Raw genomic sequence first — 23,133 nt, 5'->3', positions numbered from 1 at the left:
GGGAGCCCCCTGGGTCGTTCGGCAGCCTGGCGGACCACGAGGGCCCCATGGCTTTGCGTCCCTGCCTCGCGGCAGGTTTGCCGTTGTCGCTGACCGGGCGAGCATATGTCGCGCATGCGCGACAGAGGAAGGGGTCACCGGCCCCGACCTGCGCGGCGCCGGCCCGTCCGACGCCGCGTCACCCCGTCAGCCGCGCCAGGCGGGGAGCTGCTGCACCGACCACTCGTTGCCGTCGGGGTCGCGGAAGCCCGTGAACCGGCCCCACGGGAACTCCTGCACCTCGGGCGCGTCGATCCCGTGCTCCACGAGGAAGGCCCGCGCCGCGTCGGCGTCGTCCACGACGACCTGGAGGCCCTTGACCGAGCCGGGCGCCGCGTCGGTCAGGCCGAGCCCGACGGCGATCGAGCACGCCGAACCGGGCGGTGTGAGCTGGACGAACCGCACGTCGTCGCTCACGCGCTGGTCGTGGTCGACGACGAACCCCACCTGCTCCGCGTAGAACGCGACGGCACGGTCCACGTCGCTCACCGGGACGATCACGAGCTCGAGCCTGAACTCCACGGGAACCCCCTCGGTCGGCCCGCCGGACGACCCCGGCGGCGTCCGACCCATCGTCCCGCGACCCACCCACACGCCCACCGGCCGCCAGGAACCGCCCGCCGCGGGTGATGCCGCCGCCGTCGCCGTCGCGGGAAGGTGCCGGGCGAGGTCGGCGGCGCGAGCGACGGGAGTGCGTGATGGCGAAGGGATCGGACGCGGGCGGTGCGGGCGGCGGGGCGGTGTACGGCCTCGGGCTGATCGGCGCGGCGGTGTACTACTTCTCGGCCGGGGAGGGGTTCTGGGACTTCGTCCTCGCGATCCCGAAGGCGCTCGTGTGGCCCGCGATCGTCGCGTACGAGCTGCTGAAGTCGTTCTACGGCGGCTGACCGGACGCGACCGTCAGAACCCGGTGTAGCGCCCGGGCCGGTGGTTGAACGTCACGACGAGGCTCAGCAGGACGGCGCCACCGGCGGAGACCAGCACGTCGAGCGGCGGCGCGACGGCGAACGCGGCGAGGACGACGAGCGTGTCGAGCGCCATGAGCACGTGCCCGGCGCGGATGCCCGCGCGCTCCTGGAGCAGCACGGCGACGATCGAGAAGCCGCCGACGCTCGACCGGTGCCGGAACACGACGAGCAGCCCCGTGCCGCACAGCAGGTTGCCGACGACCGCCGCGAACCACGGGTCGACGGACGCGACGTCAAGGTGCGCGGCGGTCAGCGCGGTACCGAGCGAGACGAGCCCGACGGTCGCCGCGCTGCGCAGCGTGAACGACCACCCGGACCGGTGCGCCGCGAGCGCGAAGAACGGCACGTTGAGCGCGAAGAACAGCACGCCGAGCGGCACGTCGACCGCGTGGCCCAGCAGCAGCGCCGCACCCGCGATGCCGCCCGTGACCAGGCCGGCGGCCCGCAGCAGCGACATGCCGACGGCGACGAGCACGACGCCCGTGAGCAGGCCGAGCACGTCCTCGGCGCGCCCGTGCGGGATCGCCGTGGGCAGCGTCGGGGTGTCGGTGGTGGCCATGGTGTCGTCCTCGGTCGCGTCGTCGGGGCGGGCGACGCTGCCCGGGGCGTGCGCGGCCGTGGTCCGGCGCGCGCAGGACATTGTGACCGACGGCGGTGCCGCGGCGTACGGGACGAAGGGCAGTCAGCGCACGGGTGCGTCGGGGTCGCGCGGGGGCGAGCCGAGGACGTACGCCATGTGCCCGCCGAGGAAGCCCCCGGCGCCGAGTGCCGCGGCCCCGGCCGCCGACGCGAGCAGGCCGACGCCCCGGTGGCCGCGACGCCGTGCCACCCACGACGCCGTGTAGCAGGCGAGCGCGACGCCGTTGCAGGCCGCGTGCACGACGCCGACGCGCCGGGTCCGGTCGTCGCCCGCCGCCCAGTCGGCCCACCCGGTGACGAGCGTCGGCCCGGCGGCGAGGACGCCGGCGCCGATCAGACGTCGGGCCGCCTCGTCCTGCCCGGTCGCGTCGAGGACGGCGGAGCTCAGCCACAGCCCGAGCGGCACGTCGGTGAGCAGCGGGTGCGCGGCGTGGCCGAGCGGCTTGCCGCGCAGCAGGCGGCGCAGGCCGTCGTGCTGGAGCGGGGTGCGCCAGAGCGCGGCGAGCTTCTCGACGACCGGGTCGAGCTGGTGCGCGGTCTCGAGCGCGCGCGCGACCGAGCCCGCGAGGGACTCGGCGCGCGGGCCGGAGTGCCGTCCCACGCCCTCGGGCTCGCGGGTGTGGTCGCCGGGGCGGTCGGTGTCGGCCGTGACCATGAGGTTCCTCCGGGACGTCCGCCGCCGGCACGCGCCGACGGGCTCACCGGCCACGTCTCGACCGTCCTGTCGACCCTACGCAGCGGCGGGCCGGCCGCAATCTCAGCCCTTCGAGCCGGTCGTCGCGATGCCCTGGACGAAGTGCCGCTGACCGAGGAAGAACAGGATGATCATCGGGACGGTCGTGATGACGCTCGCGGTCACGACGATCTCCCAGTGCCACTCCCCGCCGAACCCGAACTGGTCGAGCATCGCCTTGAGCCCGCGCGGGACGGTGAACGTCGACGAGTCCTGCAGGTAGATGAGCGGGCGCATGAGGTCGGTCCACGCGGCCTGGATCTCGAACAGCAGCGTGAGGATGAGCGCGGGCTTGCACAGCGGCACGGCGATCCGGGCGAACAACGTCCAGTTGCCCGCGCCGTCGAGGCGCGCGGCCTCGAACAGCTCGCGCGGCAGGGAGAGGAAGAACTGCCGCAGCAGGAACACGTAGAACGCGCTCGCGAACAGGTTGCCCGCCCACAGGGGCGTGAGACCGCCGACCAGCCCGAGCTGCTTCCAGATGAGGTACGTCGGCACCATCGTGACGGCGCCCGGCAGCATCATCGTGGCCAGCACCAGCCCGAAGAGCGGCCCGCGGCCCGGGAAGCGGAAGTACGCGAAGCCCCAGGCGACGAGCGCCGACGAGACCGTGACCGTGACGGCGGCGAGCGTCGTGACGACCAGCGTGTTGACGAGCCACGTCCACATCGGCGCGACCTGCCACACGTCGACGTAGTTCTGCAGCGTGAACGTGCGTGGGATCAGACGGTTGTCGAAGACCTCGCCGCGCGGCTTGAACGACGCCGAGAGCAGCCACACGAACGGGTAGACGAACGCGACCGTCGCGAGCACGAGCGCCGCCATGACCGCGACCCGCGTCACGAGGCGGCGCGGACGGCGGCGCTCCGTGACCGGGCGGGGCGCGGCGGTGACGACGCCCTGCGGCATCCGGGTGGCGGAGGCGGTCGACGTCATCGGTCCCCCTCGTAGTACACGACGCGCCGGCTCACGAGGACCTGGACGGCCGTGATCGCCATGATCACGAGGAACAGCAGCCACGCGAGCGCCGACGCGTACCCCATGTGCAGGAACTCGAAGGCCTGCTGGAACAGGTAGATGACGTAGAACAGCGCGGCGTCGTTCGAGTAGGTCGTGTTCCCCGACCCGAAGAACGCGGTGTACGCCTCGGTGAACATCTGCAACGACCCGATCGTGTTGACCACCACGACGAAGAACAGCGGGCCGCTGATCATCGGCAGCGTGACCGCGCGGGTGCGGTGCCAGAAGCCGGCACCGTCGACGCGGGCGGCGTCGTACAGGTCGGCGGGCACGTTCCGCAGCGCGGCCAGCAGGATGATGATCGTCGAGCCGATCGTCCACAGGCCCATCACCACGAGCCCGGGCTTGACCCAGTCGGGGTCGGTGGTCCACGCGGGACCGGCGATGCCGAACCACCCGAGCACCGTGTTCACGACGCCGCTCTGCCCGTTGAACAGGAGCAGCAGCAGCACGCCGATCGCGACCGGCGGGGTCATCTTCGGCAGGAAGAACGCGGTCCGGAAGAAGCCCGCGGACCGTGCCGCCCGGTCGAGCAGCAGCGCCAGCCCGAGCGCGAGCAGGATCTCCGCGGGCACCGCCATGACGGTGTAGATCAACGTGTTCCGCAGCGCGAGCGCGACCTTGGGGTCCGCGAACAGCTCGCGGTAGTTGTCGAGCCCGACGAACCGGGGGTCGTTGATGACGTCGTAGTCCGTGAGCGACAGGTACGCGCTGTAGACCATCGGCCACGCGGTGAACACCAGGAACCCGACGATCCACGGGCTGATGAACCACCACGCGTGGCGCGCGTCACGGCTCGACACGCTCGACCGCCGCCGGCGCGGGGCCGCGACCCCGGCCGGTGCGGTCGTCGTCGTGGCGGCCATCAGTCCGTCGCCCCGCCGTCCCAGCGCTCCCACGCCGCGTCGAGCGCCTTCTGCGCCTCCTCCTGCGCCTGGGCCAGGGCGTCCGCGGGCGCCTGCTGGCCGTTGAGCACGCGGTTCACCGCGTCCTGCCAGGCCGTCTTGAACTCGCTGTCGGCGGGGTTCGCCGGGAGCGCGAACGTGTGGTCGTTGGCCTCGTACATGGCGTTCACGCCGGTCGCCCACGGCTCCTCGGTGACCTTCACGAGGGTCGAGCGGATCTCGTCGTCCGCCTTCTCGTTGCCCGTCAGGACGCCCGTGAACACGAGGCCCTCCTGCTCGCGCGCGTCGGCCCGCGCCTGCGCCGCGGCCATCCAGCTGTCGAACGACACCATCGACGCCGCGAACCGGCACGCCGCCTCGGGGTTCGCCGATCCCGCGGGGATCGCCCACGCCGAGCCCGTCGCGTACGCGAGCGGCTCACCCTCGGGGGTCCGGAACGCGTCGAACGCCATCGGCGCGTCCGGCGAGTTCTCGTTGAGGACGTTGACGTACCACTGCTCCATCGGCATCGCGCCGAGCGTGGACGACGCGAACTGGTTGCCGGACCCGAAGAAGTCCGCCGCGTCGCGCGCCGACTTCACGCCCGCGAACCCGCCCTGCACGTCATAGACGTTGACCGCGAACTCGAGCGCCTCGAGCACCTTCGGGTCGTCCAGCTGCGCCGTGCGCCCGTCCTCCGAGAGCAGGTCCGCGCCGTTGGCCTTGGCCCACAGCGGCAGGAACTCCGGCATCTTCGAGTCGTACCCGATGACGCTCACCGTGCCGCCGTCCGACGTCGACAACGCCGTCGTCGCCGCGGTGACCGCGTCCCAGTCCGAGCCGTTGACGTCCTCGATCGTCAGGCCCGCCGCGTCGAGCAGCGACTGGTTCGCCATCGTGAGCTGCACCTGGTTGAACTCCGGCACGCCGTACAGCTGGTCGCCGAACGTCACCTGCGCGAGCGCCGCGTCCCGGAACGCGTCCTCGTCGATCTCCTGCGACGCGTAGCACTCGTCCAGCGGCACGACCGCGCCGCGCGACGCGAACGTCCCGATCTGGTCGCGGTTCGCGTACACGACGTCCGGCGGGTCCCCCGCGGCGACGGCCGACAGGAACGCCTGGATGTCGAGGTCACCCTCGATCAGCGACACGTCGACGTCCGGCATCGACTCCTTCGCGCGCTCCAGACGGGTCTCGCCGATCTCGTCGCCCGCCCCGAAGCCCATCACCGTGAGCGTCCCGGAGACGTCCGCGTCGGGGTCGAAGGACGGCGCCGCCGTCCCGTCGCCGCCACCCGTCCCGCGGGCGCACGCCGTCAGGACCAGCAGGACCGCTGCACCCGGGACCGCCCATCGCACTGCACGCATCGGAGCCTCCGCCTGGCTCGAAGGGCGATCCGCGTCGCCCCTGACCGGCTCCGAACTACCTCAGGGCTCCCCTCAATATGAACCGCCTCTCCCGGCTCGGCGAGCCGAGGCGGGAGAGGCGGTTCTCCCGACGGCGCCACCTGCGACGTCCGTTCGGCTCGCCCCACGGCGGGGCGAGGGGTCGGCGTGCGGTCGGCGCGGGGGCTCCGCGTACCCGGGCGCGGGACGGGACGGGACGTGGATGCCGCGACAGGGCGCCGTGACTACGCTGGGCACATCATCCGGCCGACAGTGTCCAGCCACGGGCGCCCGGCTGCCGGGCGTTGCGGAGCACGAGTGATGGACGACCTCCAGTCGGGACAGTTCCTCATCCCGGTCGACGGCCGCCCCTGGTGGTCGGACGAGCTGTACGCCGTCCTCGGGATGTCCCCCGGCGACGTCCCGCCGACGCTCGACGCGCTGCTGCGGCACGTACGCGTCGACGAGCGGGAGGCGCTGCGCCGCGCGGTCGAGGAGTGCGCGCGCGGGGGTGCCGCGTTCGCCCAGGTGCACACCGTCAAGCGACTCGAGGGCGAGTCCCGGGTCATGGCGATCGCCGGGGTCGCAGAGCCGGCAGGAGAGGGGCACGACGTGCGCGGTGTGGTCGTCGACGTGTCCCCCGATGTCCGCGCGCGTGCCGCGCGGGCCGTCAACGCGAAGCTGCCCGAGCTGCTCGCGGAGCGTCCGGTCGTCGAGCAGGCGATCGGGTGCCTCGGCCTGGTCTACGGGGTCGACCGGGCCGGCGCCCTGGAGATGCTCCGGTGGAGCGCGGACCGGCGCGACGTCGACGTGACCGCAGCCGCACGGCTCGTCATGCAGGCAGCCGTCGCCGCGGGCGGTGACCTCGGCACCCAGGGGGGCCGACTCGAGCGTGCCGTCGCGGGCGCGCTCGACGACACGCCACCCGCCTGACGCGTCACGGCCGCGCTGCGCTCATGCGGTCGGGAGCATCGACGCAGTGAGGCGTGCCGTTCGTCCCACCCGCACCGGGTCGACGCCACCTACTCCGTGAGGTCGTCGAGCTCGCGCGTCCGGGCGGTCCGCTGGCGCGACTCCGCGTCGCCGGTGGCGGGCTCGGCCTTGATCGACCGGAGCTCCTCGCCCACGGTCTCCAGCTCCTCGTGCGTCGACCGGAGGTCGTCGTTCGCCGTCTCCAGCTCCTCCACCGTCGACCTCAGCTCCTCCTCCGTCGACTCCGGCAGCTGAGACGTCGCCCTCGTCCCTCGCGGACGCCCCGAGCGACTCATCCGCCAGTCGGCCTCGGCCGCCTCGCGGTGCTCGCGCGCGCGGGAGCGGTGGCGAGCGGGGTCCGACCCGAGCCGTGCGAGCCGCTCGTGCACGTCGGCCGCGGCCTCGTGCGCGAGGGCGGCCCGTTCGAAGACGTCGGCGGACCGGGCGCGCGCGGCCGCCGCGGCGCGCTGCGCCTCGCGGGCCGAGGCTGCGCCGTCGTCGACGTGAGCACGCGACGACGCGCGACCCTCGCGCAGCTCGGCCGGCCGCTCGCAGGCCCGTGCCGTGAGGTCGGCCGCCGAGCGCCACCTCCCGTGGGCGCGCGGGTCGGTCGGGGGAGCGACCCATGGCGCCTGGTCGGCCCTGTCGTCGAGCTCGCCCACGCGTTCCACCACGGTCTCGTCCGGCAGGTCGATCAGGTGGGGTCGCCCGAGTCGCAGCGCCGTCCGCCGTCCGCGCGCGATCGCGTGCCACGCGTCGGCGGTCGGCTCACCCTCGAGCCGCCGGCCGACCAGCGTCACCCAGCCGCCGTCCCAGCGCACGGTGCGCACCGCGTCGTCCATCAGCACCACCTCCGCCCCCGCGAGGCCCGTCCGGTGTCCTGCTCGTCAGGCGCTGACGGCGCCGAAGCGACGTCCCGGCGCGAGGGCCTCGTCCGCGGCGCGCACGACGCGCGCCGGCAGGGTCCCGACCATCCCGGCGGGGTCGCCGGCGGGGACGACGACCCACAGCCGGACGTGGTCCGAGTCCGCGCGCCGCGCCGTCCCGGCGAGCAGGTGCCGGGCCGCCGCGCCGATCCCCGCCGTGCGTTCGAGGTCGACGACGAGGCCGCCCTGCGCGCGGGCCTCGGACCACACCGTGCCGAGCGCCTCGGCGAGCTGCCGCGCGGTCCACGGGTCGACCCGGCCGCCGACCGTGACCACCGGGCCGTGCGGCCCGTAGGTCGTCGTGGTGACCTCGCCGCGGTCGGCACGTCGACGGGGCGGGGCGTCCGGGTCGTCGAGCATGCGCTCGAGGGCGTCGCGGGCCGACGGTGCCAGGCTCTCGGCCTCGCGCACGACTGCGACGACCCGCTGGGCGAGCAGCGCGAGCTTGACGTTGAGCCGCATCGAGCTCCAGCGCAGCAGGTCGAACGCCTCCTGCTCGTCGATGCCGTACACGAGCATGAGGGCGCCCTTGGCCTGGTCGATCAGCGCGTGCGACGCGAGGGCCGTGCCGAGCTGCAGCTGTGCGTCGTGCCGCGCGGCGGCGGTGACGGCCTCGTCGACGTCCAGGACGAAGCCCCCGACGCGGGGCTCGCCGGCGTCGTCGCGCTCACGGGCACCGGTGAGGGTGACGCGTCGTCGGCCGTCGCCCTCGGCCGCGTGCACGCGGTGCGACACGGCGAAGGACGTCCCGTGCGTCACGCAGGCGGCGAGCGCGTCGGTGACCCGCCCGCGGTCGTCCTCGAGGACGCGGTGCAGCAGGCGTCCCACGCCCACGGCGCCCGGCTGTGAGCCCCCCGTCCCGGGGCCGTAGGTCGCCTGCATGGTGTCGGACCACCACCAGCGACCGCCCTCGTCGTACGTGTAGCGGCCTACCGCCTCGGCTGCGTGGACGGGCATGGGTCCTCCTCGCGGCTCCGCCGCGAAGGAAGAGAGAGGCTGGGTCCGAACCCCCCGGGGCCGTCGTGGACGCCGCTTCTCTCGACAGTAGACCCGCGTCCCGGTGCCCGCGCGGTGCGTCGGCCGTCGCGGATGTCCGAGGCCCGATCGTGGACACGTTTCACCGGACTCTTACTAACAGGTCGGTAAGTGTGGTTTCCTCCGGTGTGTCCACCCTCGACGGAGAGGAACCCGCATGGACCCGCACGTCCCCGCGAGCAGCCGGTCACGACGACGTCGTCGCGCCCCGCTGATCGCGACCCTCGCCCTCGCGCTCGCCGCGACGGCCGCCGCCCCCGCGACCGCGCACGGCGGCGGCGCGCCCGCCACCCCGAACCTCGGCCCGAACGTCGTCGTCTTCGACCCGAGCATGCCGGTCGCCGACATCCAGGCGAAGGTCGACCAGATCCACGCCCAGCAGGTCGACGCCGAGATGGGCACCGCCCGGTACTCGCTGCTGTTCAAGCCCGGCGAGTACGGCACCGCCACGCAGCCCCTGCAGATGAAGGTCGGCTACTACACCGAGGTCGCCGGCCTCGGGGCGTCGCCGACCGACGTCGTCGTGCACGGCAAGATCGAGACCTACAACCGCTGCCTGTCCGACGACCCCGCGAACCCGAACTGCATCGCGCTCGTCAACTTCTGGCGCACGCTGTCCAACCTCACGCTCGACATCGACGGCGCCGGCCAGGACGGCTGCCGCGCGTCGGCCAACTTCTGGGCCGTGTCGCAGGCGGTGTCGCTGCGCCGGATCAACGTCCTGGCGAACGAGGGCGACCCCGGCTTCTCGCTCATGGACTACTGCACCGCGGGCCCGCAGTACGCGAGCGGCGGGTTCATCGCCGACTCCCGGTTCGGTGACGTGGTCAACGGCTCGCAGCAGCAGTGGCTCACCCGCAACAGCTCCGTGCGCAGCTGGTCGAACGCCGTCTGGAACCAGGTGTTCTCCGGCGTCGAGGGCGCACCCGCCGACGCGACGTTCCCCGACCCGCCGTACACGACGCTCGACACCACCCCCGTCAGCCGCGAGAAGCCGTACCTCTACGTCGACTCCCGCGGCACGTGGCAGGTCCGCGTCCCGTCGGCGGCCGAGGGCACGCGCGGCATCACGTGGGCGAACGGCATGACGCCCGGCCGATCGATCCCGCTGCGCGACTTCTACGTCGCCAAGCCCGGCGACTCGGTGCTCAAGATCAACGCGCAGCTCGCGCTCGGCAAGCACCTGCTGCTCACGCCCGGCGTCTACGACGTCGCGTCGACGATCGCCGTCTGGCGGCCCGGCACGGTCGTGCTCGGCACCGGCCACGCGACGCTCACGTCCGCGCGCGGTGCGACCCCGCTGTTCGTCGCCGACGTCCCGGGCATCGTCGTCGCGGGCGTCACCATCGACGCCGGCCCGACGAAGTCGCCCGTGCTCCTCAAGGTCGGCCTCGACCACCGGCACGCGCCCGACTGGGGCACCAAGAGCCGTCGCGACCCGATCACGCTCAGTGACGTCTACTTCCGCGTCGGCGGGCCCCACAAGGGCAGCACCGACGTCGCGCTCGAGATCAACGCCGACGACGTGCTCGTCGACCACACGTGGGTGTGGCGCGCCGACCACGGCGTCGAGGGCTTCACCGAGGGCGTCAACGGCGACACCGAGCGCTGGCGCACCAACATCGGTCACAACGGCGTCGTCGTGAACGGCGACGACGTCACCGCGACCGGGCTGTTCGTCGAGCACTTCCAGCAGCACAACACGATCTGGAACGGCGAGCGCGGACGCGTCGTCCTGTACCAGAACGAGCTGCCGTACGACCCGCCGACGCAGGCGGACTGGACCGAGCCCGACGGCACCCTCGGGTGGGCCGGGTACAAGGTCGGGGACCGCGTGCGGTCGCACCAGCTGTGGGGTGCCGGTGTCTACGTGTTCAACCAGAACAACCCGTCGATCGTCACCGAGAACGGGTTCGAGGTGCCGCAGCGTCCGGGCGTGACGCTGAAGCACGTCATGACCGTGAACCTCAGCGCGGGCACGATCCGCCACGTGGTGAACGGTGTGGGCGGTCAGGTGGACAACACGAACACGGGGACCCCGTCGTTCGTCACGTCCTACCCGTGACAGGTCCGGTGGGTCGCGGGCCGTGGCTGCCCGCGGCCCACCGGGTCCGCTCGCGCCACCCGGCCGCGCGCCGGGTCGGCTCGCGCGTTCCGCGCCGGACTCCGCCGGTCAGCTCGCGCGCTTCGCGCGGAAGTCCTCCGCCATCTGCTGGGCCTGGGCGTTGATGACGCGGCGCAGGCTGTCGTAGAGCACCTGGGTGCGGGCGTCGCTCTCGCCGCTCTCCACCGCGCGCGACCAGGCGCGCTTGGCCGCGGCGACGTCGGCGTTCGTGACCTCGATCCGCATGTCCATCCCGCAAGCCTCCCCGAAGTCCTGGGATGACTACGCCCGGTTGGACCCAGGTCACCCGATCGTGTGCCGACGGTGTCCGCCGTCCGGGTGCGCCCGTCGCCGCCTCGGCGCAACCGCACCCGACGGCCTCTGCTGGACCGTCGCCCACGGTAGGCGACCCGGATCGGCGCGCAACCGGGGCACCCGGGCGGCGGACGGGCGGCGACATCCCGGGCCGACGGTCCACGATGTCCCGGTCGGGTACGAGGAGGCGCCATGGGACACGACGTCGTCGTCGTGGGGTCGGTCAACGCCGACCTCGTGCTGCAGGTCGGGCGACACCCGCGCCCCGGCGAGACCGTCCTGGGCCGCGACGCGGTCACGCTGCCCGGCGGCAAGGGCGCCAACCAGGCCGTCGCCGCCGCACGGCTCGGCGCGTCCGTCGCGCTGGTCGGCGCGGTCGGCACCGACCAGAACGCCGCCGTCGCGCTCGGCCTGCTGACGTCGGCGGGCGTCGACCTCGCGCACGTGCGCACCGTCGACGGGCCGACCGGGCTCGCCGTGGTGACGCTCGCCGACGACGGCGAGAACACGATCGTCGTCGTCCCGGGCGCCAACGCCGCCGTGACGCCGGCAGCCGTCGACGCGGCCCGCGCCGTGGTCGCGGGGGGCCGCGTGTGCGTGCTCCAGGCGGAGATCCCGCTCGACACCGTCGGTCACACCGCCCGCCTCGCGCACCGTGCCGGCGTGCGGGTGCTGCTCAACGTCGCACCCGCGACGACGCTCCCCGACGACGTCGTCGCGCTCGCCGACCCGCTCGTCGTCAACGAGCACGAGGCGGCCCTCCTGCTCGGGCACCCGATCGCCCCCGGCGCCGAGGGCGCGCACCACGCCGCCACGGAGCTCGCGGCGCGGGGGCCGGCGTCGGTCGTCGTCACGCTCGGGACGTCGGGGGTCGTCGGGCACGAGGCGGGCGCCTCCTGGTCGTGGCCCGCCGTGCGGGTCGACGCGGTCGACACGACCGGCGCGGGCGACGCCTTCGTCGGCGCCCTCGCCGCCCGGCTCGCCGTCGGGGACGCCCTGCGGGACGCGGCGGCCTTCGCGACCCGCGTCGCCGCGGCGTCCGTCACGCGCCTCGGCGCCCAGCCGTCCTACCCGTGGGCGACCGACCCCCTGCCGTGAGCAACGGTCGGCTCGGCGCTCCGGATCACACGACGCGGTGCCGAGAGCGCGCGGCGAACCGATCCATCGCGTCCAGCACCTCGGCCGCCTGCCAGACCCGGTCACGCGCGCCGTTGCCGACCTGCGTCAGGACTCCGTCCTCCACGAGTCTGTCGACCGCGAGCTGGGCGTTCACCGTGGTGATCCCGAGCCGTTCGGCGACCAGACGGACATCGACGACCGGACGCGTCGTGAGGAGGTCGGCGAGCGCCCACGCGGCTGCGCCCCGGCGCGCCCGGATCCGCTCACCCCAGCCGGCGCGCGCGTCGGAGACGTCGGCGATGAGCCGTCGCGAGCTCGCCAACGCCGGGAAGACGGCATCTGCGACCTCGACCACGATCGGCTCGACGTCCCCGTCCCGGTAGACGGTCAGGGCGCGGAAGTACCGGTCGGTGTCGGCCAGCAACCCCGCCGACACCGGCACGATCGCCTCCCGGGCAAGACCCCCGTGCCGCAGCTGGGCGTGCAGGAGCGCGCGCCCCGTGCGGCCGTTGCCGTCCGGGAACGGGTGGATGGACTCGAACTGCGCATGCGTGAGAGCCGCCTGCGCGAGCACCGGCACGTCGTCGCGCGCCATGAATGCGGCCAGGTCGTCGATCGCGTCCGGGACGCGAGTGTGCACGGGGGCGACGTACGCCGCCCCGTGGGGGCTCCGGGCACTCCCCCCGATCCACACCGCCTCCTCGCGCCACCGGCCGGCAGCCGACGGCATGTGGTCGGCCATGAGCGTCCGGTGCATCGCGAGGATGGCGGCGCCGTCCAGCCGCTCGGCTCCGTCGAGCGCCTCGGTCATCGTGGCGACGTTGGCGACGATCTCGTCCGCGTTCGCCCGCCCCTTCCGACCGAGCTCGGCGAGAGCGATCGCCTTCGGGGACGACGTGAGGTTCTCGATCTGCGACGAGCTCGCAGCCTCCGTGCGCAGCAGCAGTGCCGCGTACGACGTCGTCGCGGCGTGCGTCTCGCCGTCGAACCGGGCGATCTCCGCCGAGGCCTCGGCGACGAGCGCGACCGTCGACGTGGACAGGACGACGGGGGCCTCGGCGATCGAGGGTGGGACGGCGGCTTCGTACGGACCGGTGCGTCCGCTACGGCCGGTGCGCGGCCCGTATCCCGCGTCCGCCGACTGCCACTCGACCGTCTCGCTGCCGAACGCGGGCCATGCGGCCGGTCGCGCAGAGGGCGGATCCGTTGTCACAGGACGACGTTAGCATCGGATGTGACGTCATCCGTTGCCAAGGCGGACGCCGACCGCACGTTCCGCGACCAGCGGGGCGCCTAGCCCTCCGACGACGGGCGCTCGACGAGGTACGGGCGGCCGTCGGGGCCCGTCACGCGCTCGAAGGACTGCCGGATCTCGACCTCGCGGGCGCGCTCGTCGTCGCTCACCGCGCGCCCGCGCCCGTCGGGCGAGCCCACCGACGGCGGGCCGACGAAGCGCAGGAAGAACAGCGTCACGTGGTTGTTCAGCGCGTCGAACCGGTCGGCGAAGCCCATCGTGAGTTCCATTCGTGCGCGGATGATTCGTGCACGAACTTATCACTAGGATGCTCGCATGCCGACCACCGTGACGGACGCCTCGGACACCGACCCGCTCGCCCTGGAGGCGCAGCTCTGCCTCGCGACGTCCGCCGCCGCCCGCGCGCTCGTCGGTGTCTACCGGTCGCTCCTCGAGCCCCTCGGCCTCACGCACCCGCAGTACCTCGCGATGCTCGCGCTGTGGCAGCACGGCGACCTCTCGCTCAAGCGGCTCGCCGCCGTCCTGCAGCTCGAGCCCGCGACCACGTCGCCGCTGGTCAAGCGCCTGGAGACGCTCGGCCTCGTGACCAAGACGCGCGCGGGCGACGACGAGCGGCAGCTCGTCATCGCGCTCACCGACGAGGGCCGCGCGATGCGCGCCGACGCCGTCGGCATCCCCGCCGCGATGGTCGACCGCCTGGGCCTGTCCCGACGGGAGATCGACGACATCCGCGTCGGCATGGAGACGCTGCTCGCCGCCTGCCACCGCGCCACGGCCTGACCCGCCACGCACGCCGCCGCCCGGCAGCCGTCACGTCAGGCCCGCGAGGCGGTAGAGCACGAGCGAGCCCGCGACGGCGACGTTGAGGCTCGACCCGGTCCCGACCATGGGGATCTCCACGGTCACGTCGAGCAGGTCGAGCGCCTCGGGCGGGATGCCGGTCTGCTCGTGCCCGAGCACCATGACCGTCCGGCGGCGAGCCGCGGGCAGGTCGCCGAGCCGCACCGACTCCTCGGTCAGCTCGACGCCCACGACCGCCGAGCCGCGCTCCCGCTGCTTCTCGAGCCACCGGACCGGGTTGCCGGTCCAGTGCACGCACGCGGGCTGACGGAGCGTGTTGCCGCGCGCCAGCGCCTCGGGCACCCACGGCAGCCGCGGGACGGCCAGGCACGCGCCGACGGCGTCGCACGTCCGCAGCAGCGTGCCGAGGTTCACGCCGTGCAACGGCCACAACGGTGCGGCGACCAGGTGGTCCCAGCAGGAGTGCGGGCGGGGACGTCGCTCCCGACGCAGGTCCTGGCGGGTGCGGACCCGCACCTGCGGGCCGGTCACGGGACGACGAGGGCGAGCCCTCCGGGTCGAGTCTCCATGCGGGCGGTGCTTCGCGGCGCACCGGGGGCCATCGTCGACGGACGGACGGACGCCCCGAAGGTACGCACCGGCGCACCAGCCGTCCAGCCCTTCGGCCGTCGCGACACGCGCCGCAGGTGGTGCGTCGACCGTGAGCCCGGTGCGGCGCCGGACGTGCCGACGCCGCACCTTCAGCGGTCAGGACTCGCGCAGCACCTCGCGGACGAAGCGCGCGGAGTGCGCGCGCAGCGTCTCGATGCGGCGCTGGACGACGCCGGCCGGGTCCTGGCCGGCCTCGATGATCGTCGGCTTGCGGCGCACGTTGCGCGAGCAGTGGAAGTCCGTGCACACGAGCGTCCCGAGGGTGTCGCCGTTGCGACCGGCCGCACCTGCCCGGCGGGCGACGTACATCGACACGTCGTCGGTCGCGTAGACGTCCTCGCACCACGCGCACACGGCACGGCGGCGCGACGCGACCTCGGGGGCCCGCAGCGTGACGCCGACGATCCCGTCGTCGACGGGCACGACCACGTAGGAGCGCAGCGGCGCCTTGCGGTCGATCCACCCCAGGTAGTCGAGGCGGTCCCAGCGCAGGTCGGCCAGGTCGGACGGGAGGGTGAGCTGCGCGGCCTCGCGGCGCGAGCAGTTCACGAAGGACGTGCGGATCTGCTGTTCGGTCAGGGGAAGCATGGGTCTCGGCTCTCGTGCGGCAGGAGCCGTCGCCGGACCATCGGAGGTCCGGGGACGGCACGGGTCAGGAGACGGCCCGCCGGGGTGCACCGAGGAACCCGCGCGGACCAGGTCCGGACGGGTCGTCGCCGTGAGGCGTCAGGCGTGCGGGGCGGGCGTCGGGCCCGCGCCTGAGGAGGCCAGGACGGCCGCCTCGCTTCCCTGCTGCATCGAGATGCACTCCGTGCTCGCGGTCGCGGGCTGGTCCCGCGACGCAGATCGCCGTCCATGGTGCACCCGGGCGCGCTCACGACCAAACACGGCGAGGTGGAGACACCCCGGCGAGGTCCCGGCGGCCGCCCTCAGGCCGTCCGCGCCTCGAGCGCCTCGCCCGGCGCGGCTGCGGCGACCGGCGCCCGCTTCCCCCGCTGCGCCACCACCACGCCGAGCACGACCAGCACCCCCCCGACCGGCTCGTACCAGTGCACGCGCTCACCCAGGACGAGCGCGCCCAGCACCACCCCGACGAGCGGGGTCAGGTACGTGACCGTCGACGCTCGCTGCGCGCCCCACGCGTCGACGATCCGGTTGAACCACACGTACGCGGCGCCGGTGCCCAGCGCGCCGAGGGCGACCATCGCGCCGACCAGCGGCCACGACACCTCGAGCGTGCCCAGCGTGCCCACGGGCACGATGAACGGTGACGCGGCCAGCACCAGGAGCGCCCCGGCGCCGATCTGCCCGGCCGCGACCGACTCGGGCGGCAGGCCCAGCGGCGTGACGAACCGGCGCAGGTAGGTGGTGCCGATGCCGTAGCTCGCCGTGGCCCCGAGGCATGCGAGGACGGCCGGGACGCTCGCGGACACGCCGCCCGCGAGCCAGGTCCACGGCGCGACGACCACCACCACGCCGACGATGCCGACGAGCAGGCCGACCCGCTGCCGGGCGACCAGCCGCTCGGTGGGCAGCAGCGCCGCCGCCCACGCGGCGGTCATGAGCGGCGTCGTCGCGTTGAGGATGCTGGCGAGCCCCGACGTCACGTGCTGCCCGGCCCACGAGAACAGCAGGAACGGCACGACGCACAGGATGACGCCGAGCACCGCGAGGTGCCCCCACGTCCGCGCACCGCGCGGCCAGCGGCGCCGCAGCACGACCATCGCGACGAGCAGCGCGAGCGCTCCCAGCGTCAGCCGCGCCAGCACGACCTGCGCCGGGCTCAGGCCCTCGTCGAGCCCGACCTTGATGAACAGGAAGCTCGCACCCCACACGAGGGCGGCGGCGAGGTAGTAGACGACGATCGTCCGGTCCCGGGTCACGTGCACCACCGTGGCCGAGACCTCCGACATGAGGCAAACGCATCCGGCTCATGCCGCGATACGGTCGGTTCATGCCCACGCTCGTGCAGCTCCGGGTCTTCGTCGCGGTGGTCGACCGCGCGTCGTTCACCGACGCCGCCGCGGCCCTCGACGTCAGCCAGTCCGCCGTCTCGCACGCCGTCGCCGCGCTCGAGCAGGAGGCCGGCGGCCGGCTCGTCGAGCGAGCGACGCCCGTCGTGACGACGGCGCTCGGTGCCCGCCTGCTCCCCCACGCGCGCGCCGCGATCGCGTCCGCCGACGCCTTCACGGCCGAGCACGCCTCGGCGCGGTCGGCCGGGACCGTCCGGCTCGCCGCCGTGCCGACGGTGTGCCAGGGCCTCATGCCGGCGCTCCTGCGGACGTGGGGCGACCGCCTGCCGCTCGTCCACGTGCGCGTGTTCGAGGGCGACGACGACGAGCTCGCGGAGTGGCTCGAGGGCGGCATCGTCGACGCCGCGGTGCTCGTCGACCCGGACCCGGCACCGGACGGTGCCCGGCTCGTCGCGCGCGACGACTTCCGCGCCGTCGTCCGCACCGACCACCCGCTCGTCGACGCCGGCCCGATCCCGTTGGCCGAGCTCGTGGACGACGGCCTGCTCGTGTCCGGGGGCGGGTGCGAGGCCCAGGTCCGGCGCCTCCACCGCACCGCCGACCTGCCGTTCTCCCCCGGACAGCGCGTGCGCGAGCTGGCGACGATGCTCCGCATGGTCGAGGAGGGCATCGGGGTGTCCGTCATGCCCAGTCTCGGCGGCGGCCTGCTCCCCGACGGCGTCGTCATGGCCCCGCTCGCACCGACGCTGACGCGCGACCTCGTGCTCACCGGCCCGACGACCCGCCCGTGGCACCCGCTCGTCCGCTCCCTCGTCGCGGCGACCGACGAGCACCCGCTCGACGCGACGAGCGAGGCCGTCCCCGCCCTGGCCGGACGCTGACCCCGGCCCGACGTCGGCGTCGTCCTATCATCACGACGTCCGTGACCGACGCGGGCGACGGTGCCGGAGGTCGACGATGACGTCTGCTGGGAGCGACGCGCGCCCGCACGTCGTCGTCGTGGGCTCCGGGTTCGGCGGGTCGGTGGCCGCGCTGCGGCTCTCCGAGAAGGGGTACCGCGTCACGGTCCTGGAGGCCGGTCGACGCTTCACGGCCGAGACGCTGCCGCGGACGTCGTGGGACGTGCGGCGGTTCCTGTGGGCGCCGCGGCTCGGCTGCCACGGCATCCAGCGCATCCACGTGCTGCCCGACGTCGTCGTGCTCGCCGGTGCCGGTGTCGGCGGCGGGTCGCTCGTGTACGCGAACACGTTGTACGAGCCCGAGTCGGACGCGTTCTGGTCCGACCCGCAGTGGGCGGGCATCACCGACTGGCACGCCGAGCTCGCGCCGCACTACGACCAGGCCCGACGGATGCTCGGTGTCGTCGACAACCCGACGGTCACGCCCGCGGACCGTGTCGTGCTGGCCGCCGCGCGTGACCTCGGTGTCGAGGCGACGTTCCGGCGCGCGCCGGTCGGCGTCGTGTTCGGGACGCCGGGGGCCGCGGTCCCCGACCCGTTCTTCGGCGGGGCCGGGCCCGAGCGGCGCGGCTGCCTCGAGTGCGGCGAGTGCATGACGGGGTGCCGGCACGGCGCGAAGAACACGCTCGAGACGAACTACCTGTGGCTGGCCGAGCGGGCGGGTGCGCGGATCGTGCCCGACACGACGGTGACGTCGCTGTCCCCGACGCGCGACGGCCGCTGGACGGTGTCGACCGTCCCGACGGGTCGACGCGGGCCGGCCGCGACGCTGGCGGCGGACCAGGTCGTCGTCGCCGCCGGGGCGTGGGGCACGCAGTCGCTGCTGCACCGGCTCAAGGCCGACGGGACGCTGCCGCGGCTGTCCGACCGGCTCGGGGCGTTGACCCGCACCAACTCGGAGTCGCTCGGCGGCGCGGCGCGCCGGGTGCGGGGCTGGCGGCGGCACGAGCCGCTCAACGGCGGCGTCGCGATCACGTCGTCCGTCTGGCTCGACGAACGCACGCACCTCGAGCCCGTCCGGTACGGGCGCGGGTCGAACCTCATGGGCCTGCTCGCGACGGTCCTCACCGACGGTGGCGGGCGCGTGCCCCGGCCCGTCCGCTGGTTCGGGCAGGTGCTGCGGCACCCCGTGCGGGCCGTCTCGGTCGTCACGGGGCTCGCGTCATGGTCGCAGCGCACCGTCATCGGGCTCGTCATGCAGACCGGTGACGCGTCGATCACCGTCGGGCCGCGCCGCACCCGGCTCGGACGGTGGCGGCTCACGTCCACGCCCGGCGGCGGCGAACCGAACCCGACCTGGATCCCGCGGGCCAACGCCGCCTACCGGCGCATGGCGGCGCACGTCGGCGGCGGCGCGTTCAGCAGCCTCGGGGAGATCGTCGACGTGCCCATGACCGCGCACTTCATCGGCGGCTGCACGATCGGCACGAGCGCCACGGACGGGGTCGTCGACCCCTACCACCGCGTGTTCGGGTACGACGGCCTGCACGTGCTCGACGGCTCGACGATCACCGCGAACCTCGGCGTGAACCCGTCGCTCACCATCACCGCCCAGGCCGAGCGCGCGTGCGCGCTGTGGCCGAACGCGGGCGACCCGGACCCGCGCCCGGCCGTCGGCGCGGGGTACGTGCGCGTCGCGCCCGTGCCGCCGCGCGCGCCCGTCGTGCCGCCCGGGGCGCGGGGTGCGTGGCGCCTGATCGTGCTGCGCCCGGCCCCGTAGACCTCAGCAGCCCGCGGAGTCGAACGGGCACAGCTGCTCCCAGCCCTGCTGCGCGAGCCCGGACACGGTCGTGCGCGCCGACCCGACGGTCGACTCGCCGCCGTCGAGCCCGACGAGCATCACCGCGGTGCCGCGGCGGGTCACCGCGACGTAGGTGCCCATCGCGTCGTCGAGCGGACCCGATGCCGACGACCCGTAGTAGTCGGTCGCGAGCCCGACGCCCTGTGCGCCCACCGGCACCGGCTCGGCGACGTAGAGCGTCGGCGGCTCGCCCGCGGTGCACGCGGTCAGCGCGGCCGTCAGACGCTCCGCCTCCGCGACCGCGGCGTCCGCGTCCGGGAGCAGCACGACCTGCTGCACCCCGACGGACGACTCGAGCTCGCCGGTGCCCTGCGTGACGGTGCGCATCGCGGACGTCGGGGCCGGCGCCCCCGCGGCGCACGCGTCCGGCAGGCGCCAGTCGACGACCCCCGTGCTCTCGTCGCGCGGGGCCGCGAGGCCCACCGCCGACCAGTCCGCCTCGGCGAGCATCACGTCCGGCGCGACGTCCGTGGCGACCGACGCCGTCGGGGTCGGCGACGCGGCCGGTGTCGACGCGGCAGCGGTCGGCGACGGTGGTTCCTGCGCCTCCGGCTCGGCGGCGCAGCCCGCGAGGGCCAGCGCGCACAGGACGATCGTCGAGGTCAGCGTCGTGATCCGCATGGCGTCCACCCTCGCACCCGGCCCCCGAGGGCCGCCCGTCGACCGCCCGAACAGCAGCGGGCGCGGGGGCGCGACGAGTAGCGTCCCGCACGTGACGATGCGGCACGTCGACCTGGTCGAGACGGACGACCCGTCGACGCCCGCGCAGGACGAGGACCCGTCGTTCCTCGACCGCGTCCGTCGCCGGCCGCGGTGGCTGGTCGCGGGCGCGACGGTCGTCGCCGGGCTCGTCGCGTACCAGCTCGTCAGCGACCACCGCCTCCGGGTGCAGGACGACGCCCGCGCAGCCGCTCTCGCCGACGTCCCGCTCGTGCTCGACCCCGTCGACCCCGCGTTCCCGGTGTTCCTGCGCGGCTCCTACTCGTGGCGGGACGGGGACGTGCCGCCCGAGGTGTCCGCGTACCTCGGCATGGGGGTGCCGGTCGCGGACGTCCTGGTCACCGGGACGTCCGGGTCCGGCGGCGCCACGGAAGCCCGGCTCGTCGCGCTCGACCCCGCGACCGCGGAACCCGTCTGGGAGACGACGTTCGCCCCGCCGGTCGAGGGCGCGCTCGACGGCGGCTCGTGGTGCTGGCCCCCGGAGGACGAGGCGGCGACGTCCCTGCGGTGCGTCGTCCACTGGCAGCTGCCCCCCTCCGCCGACGCACCGGCCGACGGCCTCTGGACGGACGTGACGGCGATCGTCGAGGTCGCCGGTGCGGACGGGCGCGTGCTGCGCCGCACCGACCTGCCCGCGGGGGCGATGCTCGGCACCGGCCCCTGGGGCACGGTCGTCGGGACGCGCGACGGCGCACGCCTGACCCTGGCCGCGTCCGAGTGGGACGGCACGACGCGGTGGACGCGCACGCTCGACCTCCCGGAGGTCGGGCCGGACACGTACGTGTCGATCATGGCCGTCGAGGACCGCGTGCTGGCCACCGTCGGCCCCGACGACGCGGGGTGGCTGCTGTCGGCCGACGACGGGGCGACCCTCACCACGCTGGAAGGCCACGGCGGGCTGTGGGGGCAGACGACGCTCCGGCCCGACGGCTCGGTCGTCGTCACCGACCCCGAGCGCGCGACCGACGAGCCGACCGGGGACGTCCCCGTGATGCTCGTGCGCCCCGACGGGACCGAGGTGCCGTTCGACGGTGACCACCTGGAGTGGGTGGGGCTCGACGACGGCACCCTGGAGGACGCCCTGCTCACCGGGACGGCGGCCTCACCGAGCTCGACCCGCACGCGCGGCGGCGAGCCGCTCCCCGCCGACCCGGCCGCCGACGACGGCAGCGTCGCACGCCTGCGCGAGCCGGACGGCTCCGTCCGGTGGGAGGTGCCCGGCCTCGACGTGCTCGCCGCGATCGCGCTCGACGGCCTGGTCGTGGCGCGGACGCCCGACGAGCTCGCCGCCGTCGACGCCCGGACCGGCCGGGTCCGCTGGCGCGTGCCGATGCCGGGCGACGGCGTCTCGGTCCACCAGCTCCTCACGGACGGCCGCGTGATCCTCGCCGCCCGCGGGGCGCAGCTCGACGCGATCTCCTACCGGGGCGAGCGCCTGTGGTCCGTGCACGTGCAGGACGCGGGCGAGGAGCACGTCGTGCGGCCCGGTCCCGCCCCGACCCCCGCGCCCACGGGCGCCGACGTGGCCTTCGGCGACGAGGTCACGTGGATGGCGTCGCTCAGCGGCCGGCTCGCCCTCGGCGTCAGCGACCAGGACGGTGAGCGCCAGGAGTACGTCGTCTTCGAGCACCGCTGACCCGCGGCCCCGCGGGTGGCGCAGCCGGTCAGTCGGCGATGCCGATCGCGTACCCGACGAAGAACAGGATCACCACCACGACGAGCGCCCCGATCAGCGCGTACGCGATCCAGTTGGCGCGCGTCGACGCGGATCCGGGCTGCCGGTCCGACGCACCCGACGTCGACGACTCCGCGGGCGGCGACGGGGGCGACCGTCAGGCGTCGAGCCCGAGCGCCGTGGAGCAGCGGTCGACGTCCTCGGGATCGAGGACGAGCGTGGCCGCCTGCGCGGAGTCCTGGATCGACGCGGCCCGTCGCGCACCCGGGATGGCGATGAGCCGGTCGCTCAGCGCGAGCTCCCAGGCGAGCACGACACGCTGCGGGCTGACCTCGTACGTCGCGGCCAGCTCGGCGAACACCGCGAACCGCTCACCCACCGCGCGTGCACCACCGCCCGTGCCGCCGAGCGGGCTCCACGGGAGGAACGCGATGCCGCGGCGCTCGCAGTGCCGGAGCTCGCCGTAGCTGCCGGGGTGTCGCGGCGAGAACTCGTTCTGGACGCTCGCGAGGTTGCCCTCCCCGAGCACCTGCTCCGCGATCTCGATCTCCTCGACGCTCGCGTTCGAGATCCCGAGCGCGCGCACCTTGCCCTGGGTCTGGAGCGTCTTGAGGTTCTCCATGACCTCGCCGTACACCATCCAGCGGTCGGGCCGGTGGTACTGGTACAGGTCGATCGCCTCGACCCCGAGGTTCCGGAGGGACTTCTCGACGGCGCCCTGCAGGTAGGCCAGCGACCCGTCGCGACCCCACGACTCGCCGGGGCCCCGCGTGATCCCGCCCTTGGTCGCGATCACGACGTCGCTCGTGTCGCCGCCCCACGTGCGGACGGCCTTCCCGACCAGCACCTCGTTGTGGCCCATCGTGTCCCAGCTCGGCGCGTAGATGTCGGCGGTGTCGATGAGGGTGACGCCCGCGTCGAGCGCGGCGTGGATCGTCGCGATCGCGTCGTCCTCGCCGGGGTATGCCCTGTCGTCGTTCATCGACATGGGCATCGCGCCCAGGCCGATCGGGGAGACGCGGAACGGTCCGAGCTGTCGCAGGTTCACGACCCTCATGCTGCCGCGCGCGGCGGGATCGGGCGCGCGCAGACCGCTGGCAGGCGTCACGGCTCCACAGCCGCCGTCCGCGCGTGCCCGGCACGGGTGGCACGATGCCCC

Annotated in this window: 24 protein-coding genes, 1 pseudogene and 1 riboswitch; of the genes and pseudogenes, 8 read left to right on the top strand and 17 right to left on the bottom strand. The window is 74.4% G+C overall.

The features are described from left to right. Window positions 1-17: 17 nt before the first annotated feature. Window positions 18-92, bottom strand: a riboswitch (cyclic di-GMP riboswitch). 94 nt (window positions 93-186) lie between these two features. Then, a complete protein-coding gene (locus OOT42_RS01270) occupies window positions 187-561 on the bottom strand; it encodes a VOC family protein (protein ID WP_273653163.1) in 375 nt (124 codons plus the stop codon). 176 nt (window positions 562-737) lie between these two features. Here OOT42_RS01270 and OOT42_RS01265 point away from each other — a divergent pair, with 176 nt between their 5' ends. After that, window positions 738-926, top strand: coding sequence for a hypothetical protein (locus OOT42_RS01265; RefSeq protein WP_273653162.1), 189 nt, complete (start codon window positions 738-740; stop codon window positions 924-926). Window positions 927-939: 13 nt separating this feature from the next. Here the strand turns inward: OOT42_RS01265 and OOT42_RS01260 are convergent, their stop codons facing one another. The 5 genes from OOT42_RS01260 to OOT42_RS01240 all read right to left on the bottom strand — a co-directional run bounded on the left by OOT42_RS01260 (window position 940) and on the right by OOT42_RS01240 (window position 5,650). Next, a complete protein-coding gene (locus tag OOT42_RS01260; RefSeq protein ID WP_273653161.1) occupies window positions 940-1,566 on the bottom strand; it encodes a YitT family protein in 627 nt (208 codons plus the stop codon). 123 nt (window positions 1,567-1,689) lie between these two features. Continuing rightward, window positions 1,690-2,355, bottom strand: a complete 666-nt coding sequence (locus OOT42_RS01255; RefSeq protein ID WP_273653160.1) for a DUF2231 domain-containing protein — start codon at window positions 2,353-2,355, stop codon at window positions 1,690-1,692. 48 nt (window positions 2,356-2,403) lie between these two features. Continuing rightward, the gene (locus tag OOT42_RS01250) at window positions 2,404-3,315 is read right to left on the bottom strand and encodes a carbohydrate ABC transporter permease (protein WP_273653159.1); all 912 of its coding nucleotides are present in this window, start codon (window positions 3,313-3,315) and stop codon (window positions 2,404-2,406) included. Further along, the gene (locus OOT42_RS01245) at window positions 3,312-4,265 is read right to left on the bottom strand and encodes a carbohydrate ABC transporter permease (RefSeq protein WP_273653158.1); all 954 of its coding nucleotides are present in this window, start codon (window positions 4,263-4,265) and stop codon (window positions 3,312-3,314) included. Before OOT42_RS01245 ends, OOT42_RS01250 begins: the two co-directional genes overlap by 4 nt. Continuing rightward, window positions 4,265-5,650 (bottom strand): ABC transporter substrate-binding protein, encoded by a 1,386-nt coding sequence (locus tag OOT42_RS01240; RefSeq protein WP_273653157.1) that lies wholly within the window; start codon window positions 5,648-5,650, stop codon window positions 4,265-4,267. Before OOT42_RS01240 ends, OOT42_RS01245 begins: the two co-directional genes overlap by 1 nt. Before the next feature lie 339 nt (window positions 5,651-5,989). Here OOT42_RS01240 and OOT42_RS01235 point away from each other — a divergent pair, with 339 nt between their 5' ends. Further along, window positions 5,990-6,601 (top strand): PAS and ANTAR domain-containing protein, encoded by a 612-nt coding sequence (locus tag OOT42_RS01235; RefSeq protein WP_273653156.1) that lies wholly within the window; start codon window positions 5,990-5,992, stop codon window positions 6,599-6,601. 89 nt (window positions 6,602-6,690) lie between these two features. On the opposite strand, the gene OOT42_RS01230 is transcribed toward OOT42_RS01235, so the two are convergent. Together OOT42_RS01230 and OOT42_RS01225 are read right to left on the bottom strand one after the other, a co-directional pair. Next, on the bottom strand, window positions 6,691-7,482 hold the full coding sequence (locus OOT42_RS01230; protein WP_273653155.1) for a hypothetical protein: 792 nt from the start codon (window positions 7,480-7,482) through the stop codon (window positions 6,691-6,693). 45 nt (window positions 7,483-7,527) lie between these two features. Next, entirely contained in the window at window positions 7,528-8,523 is a 996-nt protein-coding gene (locus OOT42_RS01225) for an ANTAR domain-containing protein (protein WP_273653154.1), read from the bottom strand. Window positions 8,524-8,758: 235 nt separating this feature from the next. Between OOT42_RS01225 and OOT42_RS01220 the strand changes: the two genes are divergently transcribed. Then, window positions 8,759-10,666 (top strand): glycosyl hydrolase family 28-related protein, encoded by a 1,908-nt coding sequence (locus OOT42_RS01220; protein ID WP_273653153.1) that lies wholly within the window; start codon window positions 8,759-8,761, stop codon window positions 10,664-10,666. Window positions 10,667-10,774: 108 nt separating this feature from the next. Here OOT42_RS01220 and OOT42_RS01215 read toward each other — a convergent pair whose 3' ends face one another. Continuing rightward, window positions 10,775-10,957 (bottom strand): hypothetical protein, encoded by a 183-nt coding sequence (locus OOT42_RS01215; protein WP_273653152.1) that lies wholly within the window; start codon window positions 10,955-10,957, stop codon window positions 10,775-10,777. 255 nt (window positions 10,958-11,212) lie between these two features. On the opposite strand from OOT42_RS01215, the gene rbsK reads away from it, so the two are divergent. After that, complete coding sequence (gene rbsK, locus OOT42_RS01210) at window positions 11,213-12,118, top strand: ribokinase (RefSeq protein ID WP_273653151.1); 906 nt, start codon at window positions 11,213-11,215, stop codon at window positions 12,116-12,118. Window positions 12,119-12,143: 25 nt separating this feature from the next. Here the strand turns inward: rbsK and OOT42_RS01205 are convergent, their stop codons facing one another. Then, window positions 12,144-13,352: a Fic family protein gene (locus tag OOT42_RS01205; RefSeq protein ID WP_273653150.1), complete on the bottom strand. Its 1,209-nt coding sequence runs from the start codon at window positions 13,350-13,352 to the stop codon at window positions 12,144-12,146. A gap of 80 nt (window positions 13,353-13,432) precedes the next feature. Then, a complete protein-coding gene (locus tag OOT42_RS01200) occupies window positions 13,433-13,651 on the bottom strand; it encodes a hypothetical protein (protein WP_273653149.1) in 219 nt (72 codons plus the stop codon). Between the two features lie 58 nt (window positions 13,652-13,709). Between OOT42_RS01200 and OOT42_RS01195 the strand changes: the two genes are divergently transcribed. Further along, a complete protein-coding gene (locus OOT42_RS01195; protein ID WP_273653148.1) occupies window positions 13,710-14,174 on the top strand; it encodes a MarR family winged helix-turn-helix transcriptional regulator in 465 nt (154 codons plus the stop codon). A gap of 30 nt (window positions 14,175-14,204) precedes the next feature. On the opposite strand, the gene OOT42_RS01190 is transcribed toward OOT42_RS01195, so the two are convergent. The 3 genes from OOT42_RS01190 to OOT42_RS01180 form a co-directional block, all read right to left on the bottom strand. Then, window positions 14,205-14,726: a TrmH family RNA methyltransferase gene (locus OOT42_RS01190; protein ID WP_273653147.1), complete on the bottom strand. Its 522-nt coding sequence runs from the start codon at window positions 14,724-14,726 to the stop codon at window positions 14,205-14,207. Between the two features lie 216 nt (window positions 14,727-14,942). After that, a complete protein-coding gene (locus OOT42_RS01185) occupies window positions 14,943-15,434 on the bottom strand; it encodes an FBP domain-containing protein (RefSeq protein WP_273653146.1) in 492 nt (163 codons plus the stop codon). A gap of 341 nt (window positions 15,435-15,775) precedes the next feature. Continuing rightward, window positions 15,776-16,729, bottom strand: coding sequence for a DMT family transporter (locus tag OOT42_RS01180; RefSeq protein ID WP_273653145.1), 954 nt, complete (start codon window positions 16,727-16,729; stop codon window positions 15,776-15,778). Window positions 16,730-16,800: 71 nt separating this feature from the next. Here OOT42_RS01180 and OOT42_RS01175 point away from each other — a divergent pair, with 71 nt between their 5' ends. Together OOT42_RS01175 and OOT42_RS01170 are read left to right on the top strand one after the other, a co-directional pair. Further along, window positions 16,801-17,700, top strand: coding sequence for a LysR family transcriptional regulator (locus OOT42_RS01175; protein ID WP_273653144.1), 900 nt, complete (start codon window positions 16,801-16,803; stop codon window positions 17,698-17,700). Between the two features lie 76 nt (window positions 17,701-17,776). Then, window positions 17,777-19,498, top strand: coding sequence for an FAD-dependent oxidoreductase (locus OOT42_RS01170; protein WP_273653143.1), 1,722 nt, complete (start codon window positions 17,777-17,779; stop codon window positions 19,496-19,498). A gap of 3 nt (window positions 19,499-19,501) precedes the next feature. Here OOT42_RS01170 and OOT42_RS01165 read toward each other — a convergent pair whose 3' ends face one another. After that, window positions 19,502-20,200, bottom strand: coding sequence for a hypothetical protein (locus OOT42_RS01165; protein ID WP_273653142.1), 699 nt, complete (start codon window positions 20,198-20,200; stop codon window positions 19,502-19,504). A 97-nt stretch (window positions 20,201-20,297) separates the two neighbouring features. On the opposite strand from OOT42_RS01165, the gene OOT42_RS01160 reads away from it, so the two are divergent. Next, window positions 20,298-21,935, top strand: coding sequence for a PQQ-binding-like beta-propeller repeat protein (locus OOT42_RS01160; protein WP_273654756.1), 1,638 nt, complete (start codon window positions 20,298-20,300; stop codon window positions 21,933-21,935). Between the two features lie 28 nt (window positions 21,936-21,963). Here the strand turns inward: OOT42_RS01160 and OOT42_RS01155 are convergent. Both OOT42_RS01155 and OOT42_RS01150 read right to left on the bottom strand, forming a co-directional pair. After that, a pseudogene (locus tag OOT42_RS01155) lies at window positions 21,964-22,059 on the bottom strand (hypothetical protein); the annotation flags it as partial. A gap of 72 nt (window positions 22,060-22,131) precedes the next feature. Next, window positions 22,132-23,022, bottom strand: coding sequence for an aldo/keto reductase (locus tag OOT42_RS01150; RefSeq protein WP_273653141.1), 891 nt, complete (start codon window positions 23,020-23,022; stop codon window positions 22,132-22,134). Between the last annotated feature and the right edge of the window lie 111 nt (window positions 23,023-23,133).

The organism is Cellulomonas fimi, assembly GCF_028583725.1.
Lineage (GTDB): Bacteria > Actinomycetota > Actinomycetes > Actinomycetales > Cellulomonadaceae > Cellulomonas > Cellulomonas fimi_B.
Note: the sequence above shows the minus strand (reverse complement) of the source record. Positions and strands in the feature narration are given on the sequence as shown.

Excerpts from the sequence above, each read along its gene's own strand:
- OOT42_RS01265 (WP_273653162.1), top strand. The coding sequence starts at position 738 with ATGGCGAAGGGATCGGACGCGGGCGGTGCGGGCGGCGGGGCGGTGTAC.
- OOT42_RS01260 (WP_273653161.1), bottom strand. The coding sequence starts at position 1,566 with ATGGCCACCACCGACACCCCGACGCTGCCCACGGCGATCCCGCACGGG.
- OOT42_RS01250 (WP_273653159.1), bottom strand. The coding sequence starts at position 3,315 with ATGACGTCGACCGCCTCCGCCACCCGGATGCCGCAGGGCGTCGTCACC.
- OOT42_RS01245 (WP_273653158.1), bottom strand. The coding sequence starts at position 4,265 with ATGGCCGCCACGACGACGACCGCACCGGCCGGGGTCGCGGCCCCGCGC.
- OOT42_RS01240 (WP_273653157.1), bottom strand. The coding sequence starts at position 5,650 with ATGCGTGCAGTGCGATGGGCGGTCCCGGGTGCAGCGGTCCTGCTGGTC.
- OOT42_RS01235 (WP_273653156.1), top strand. The coding sequence starts at position 5,990 with ATGGACGACCTCCAGTCGGGACAGTTCCTCATCCCGGTCGACGGCCGC.
- OOT42_RS01230 (WP_273653155.1), bottom strand. The coding sequence starts at position 7,482 with ATGGACGACGCGGTGCGCACCGTGCGCTGGGACGGCGGCTGGGTGACG.
- OOT42_RS01225 (WP_273653154.1), bottom strand. The coding sequence starts at position 8,523 with ATGCCCGTCCACGCAGCCGAGGCGGTAGGCCGCTACACGTACGACGAG.
- OOT42_RS01220 (WP_273653153.1), top strand. The coding sequence starts at position 8,759 with ATGGACCCGCACGTCCCCGCGAGCAGCCGGTCACGACGACGTCGTCGC.
- OOT42_RS01215 (WP_273653152.1), bottom strand. The coding sequence starts at position 10,957 with ATGGACATGCGGATCGAGGTCACGAACGCCGACGTCGCCGCGGCCAAG.
- rbsK (WP_273653151.1), top strand. The coding sequence starts at position 11,213 with ATGGGACACGACGTCGTCGTCGTGGGGTCGGTCAACGCCGACCTCGTG.
- OOT42_RS01200 (WP_273653149.1), bottom strand. The coding sequence starts at position 13,651 with ATGGGCTTCGCCGACCGGTTCGACGCGCTGAACAACCACGTGACGCTG.
- OOT42_RS01195 (WP_273653148.1), top strand. The coding sequence starts at position 13,710 with ATGCCGACCACCGTGACGGACGCCTCGGACACCGACCCGCTCGCCCTG.
- OOT42_RS01185 (WP_273653146.1), bottom strand. The coding sequence starts at position 15,434 with ATGCTTCCCCTGACCGAACAGCAGATCCGCACGTCCTTCGTGAACTGC.
- OOT42_RS01175 (WP_273653144.1), top strand. The coding sequence starts at position 16,801 with ATGCCCACGCTCGTGCAGCTCCGGGTCTTCGTCGCGGTGGTCGACCGC.
- OOT42_RS01170 (WP_273653143.1), top strand. The coding sequence starts at position 17,777 with ATGACGTCTGCTGGGAGCGACGCGCGCCCGCACGTCGTCGTCGTGGGC.
- OOT42_RS01165 (WP_273653142.1), bottom strand. The coding sequence starts at position 20,200 with ATGCGGATCACGACGCTGACCTCGACGATCGTCCTGTGCGCGCTGGCC.
- OOT42_RS01160 (WP_273654756.1), top strand. The coding sequence starts at position 20,298 with ATGCGGCACGTCGACCTGGTCGAGACGGACGACCCGTCGACGCCCGCG.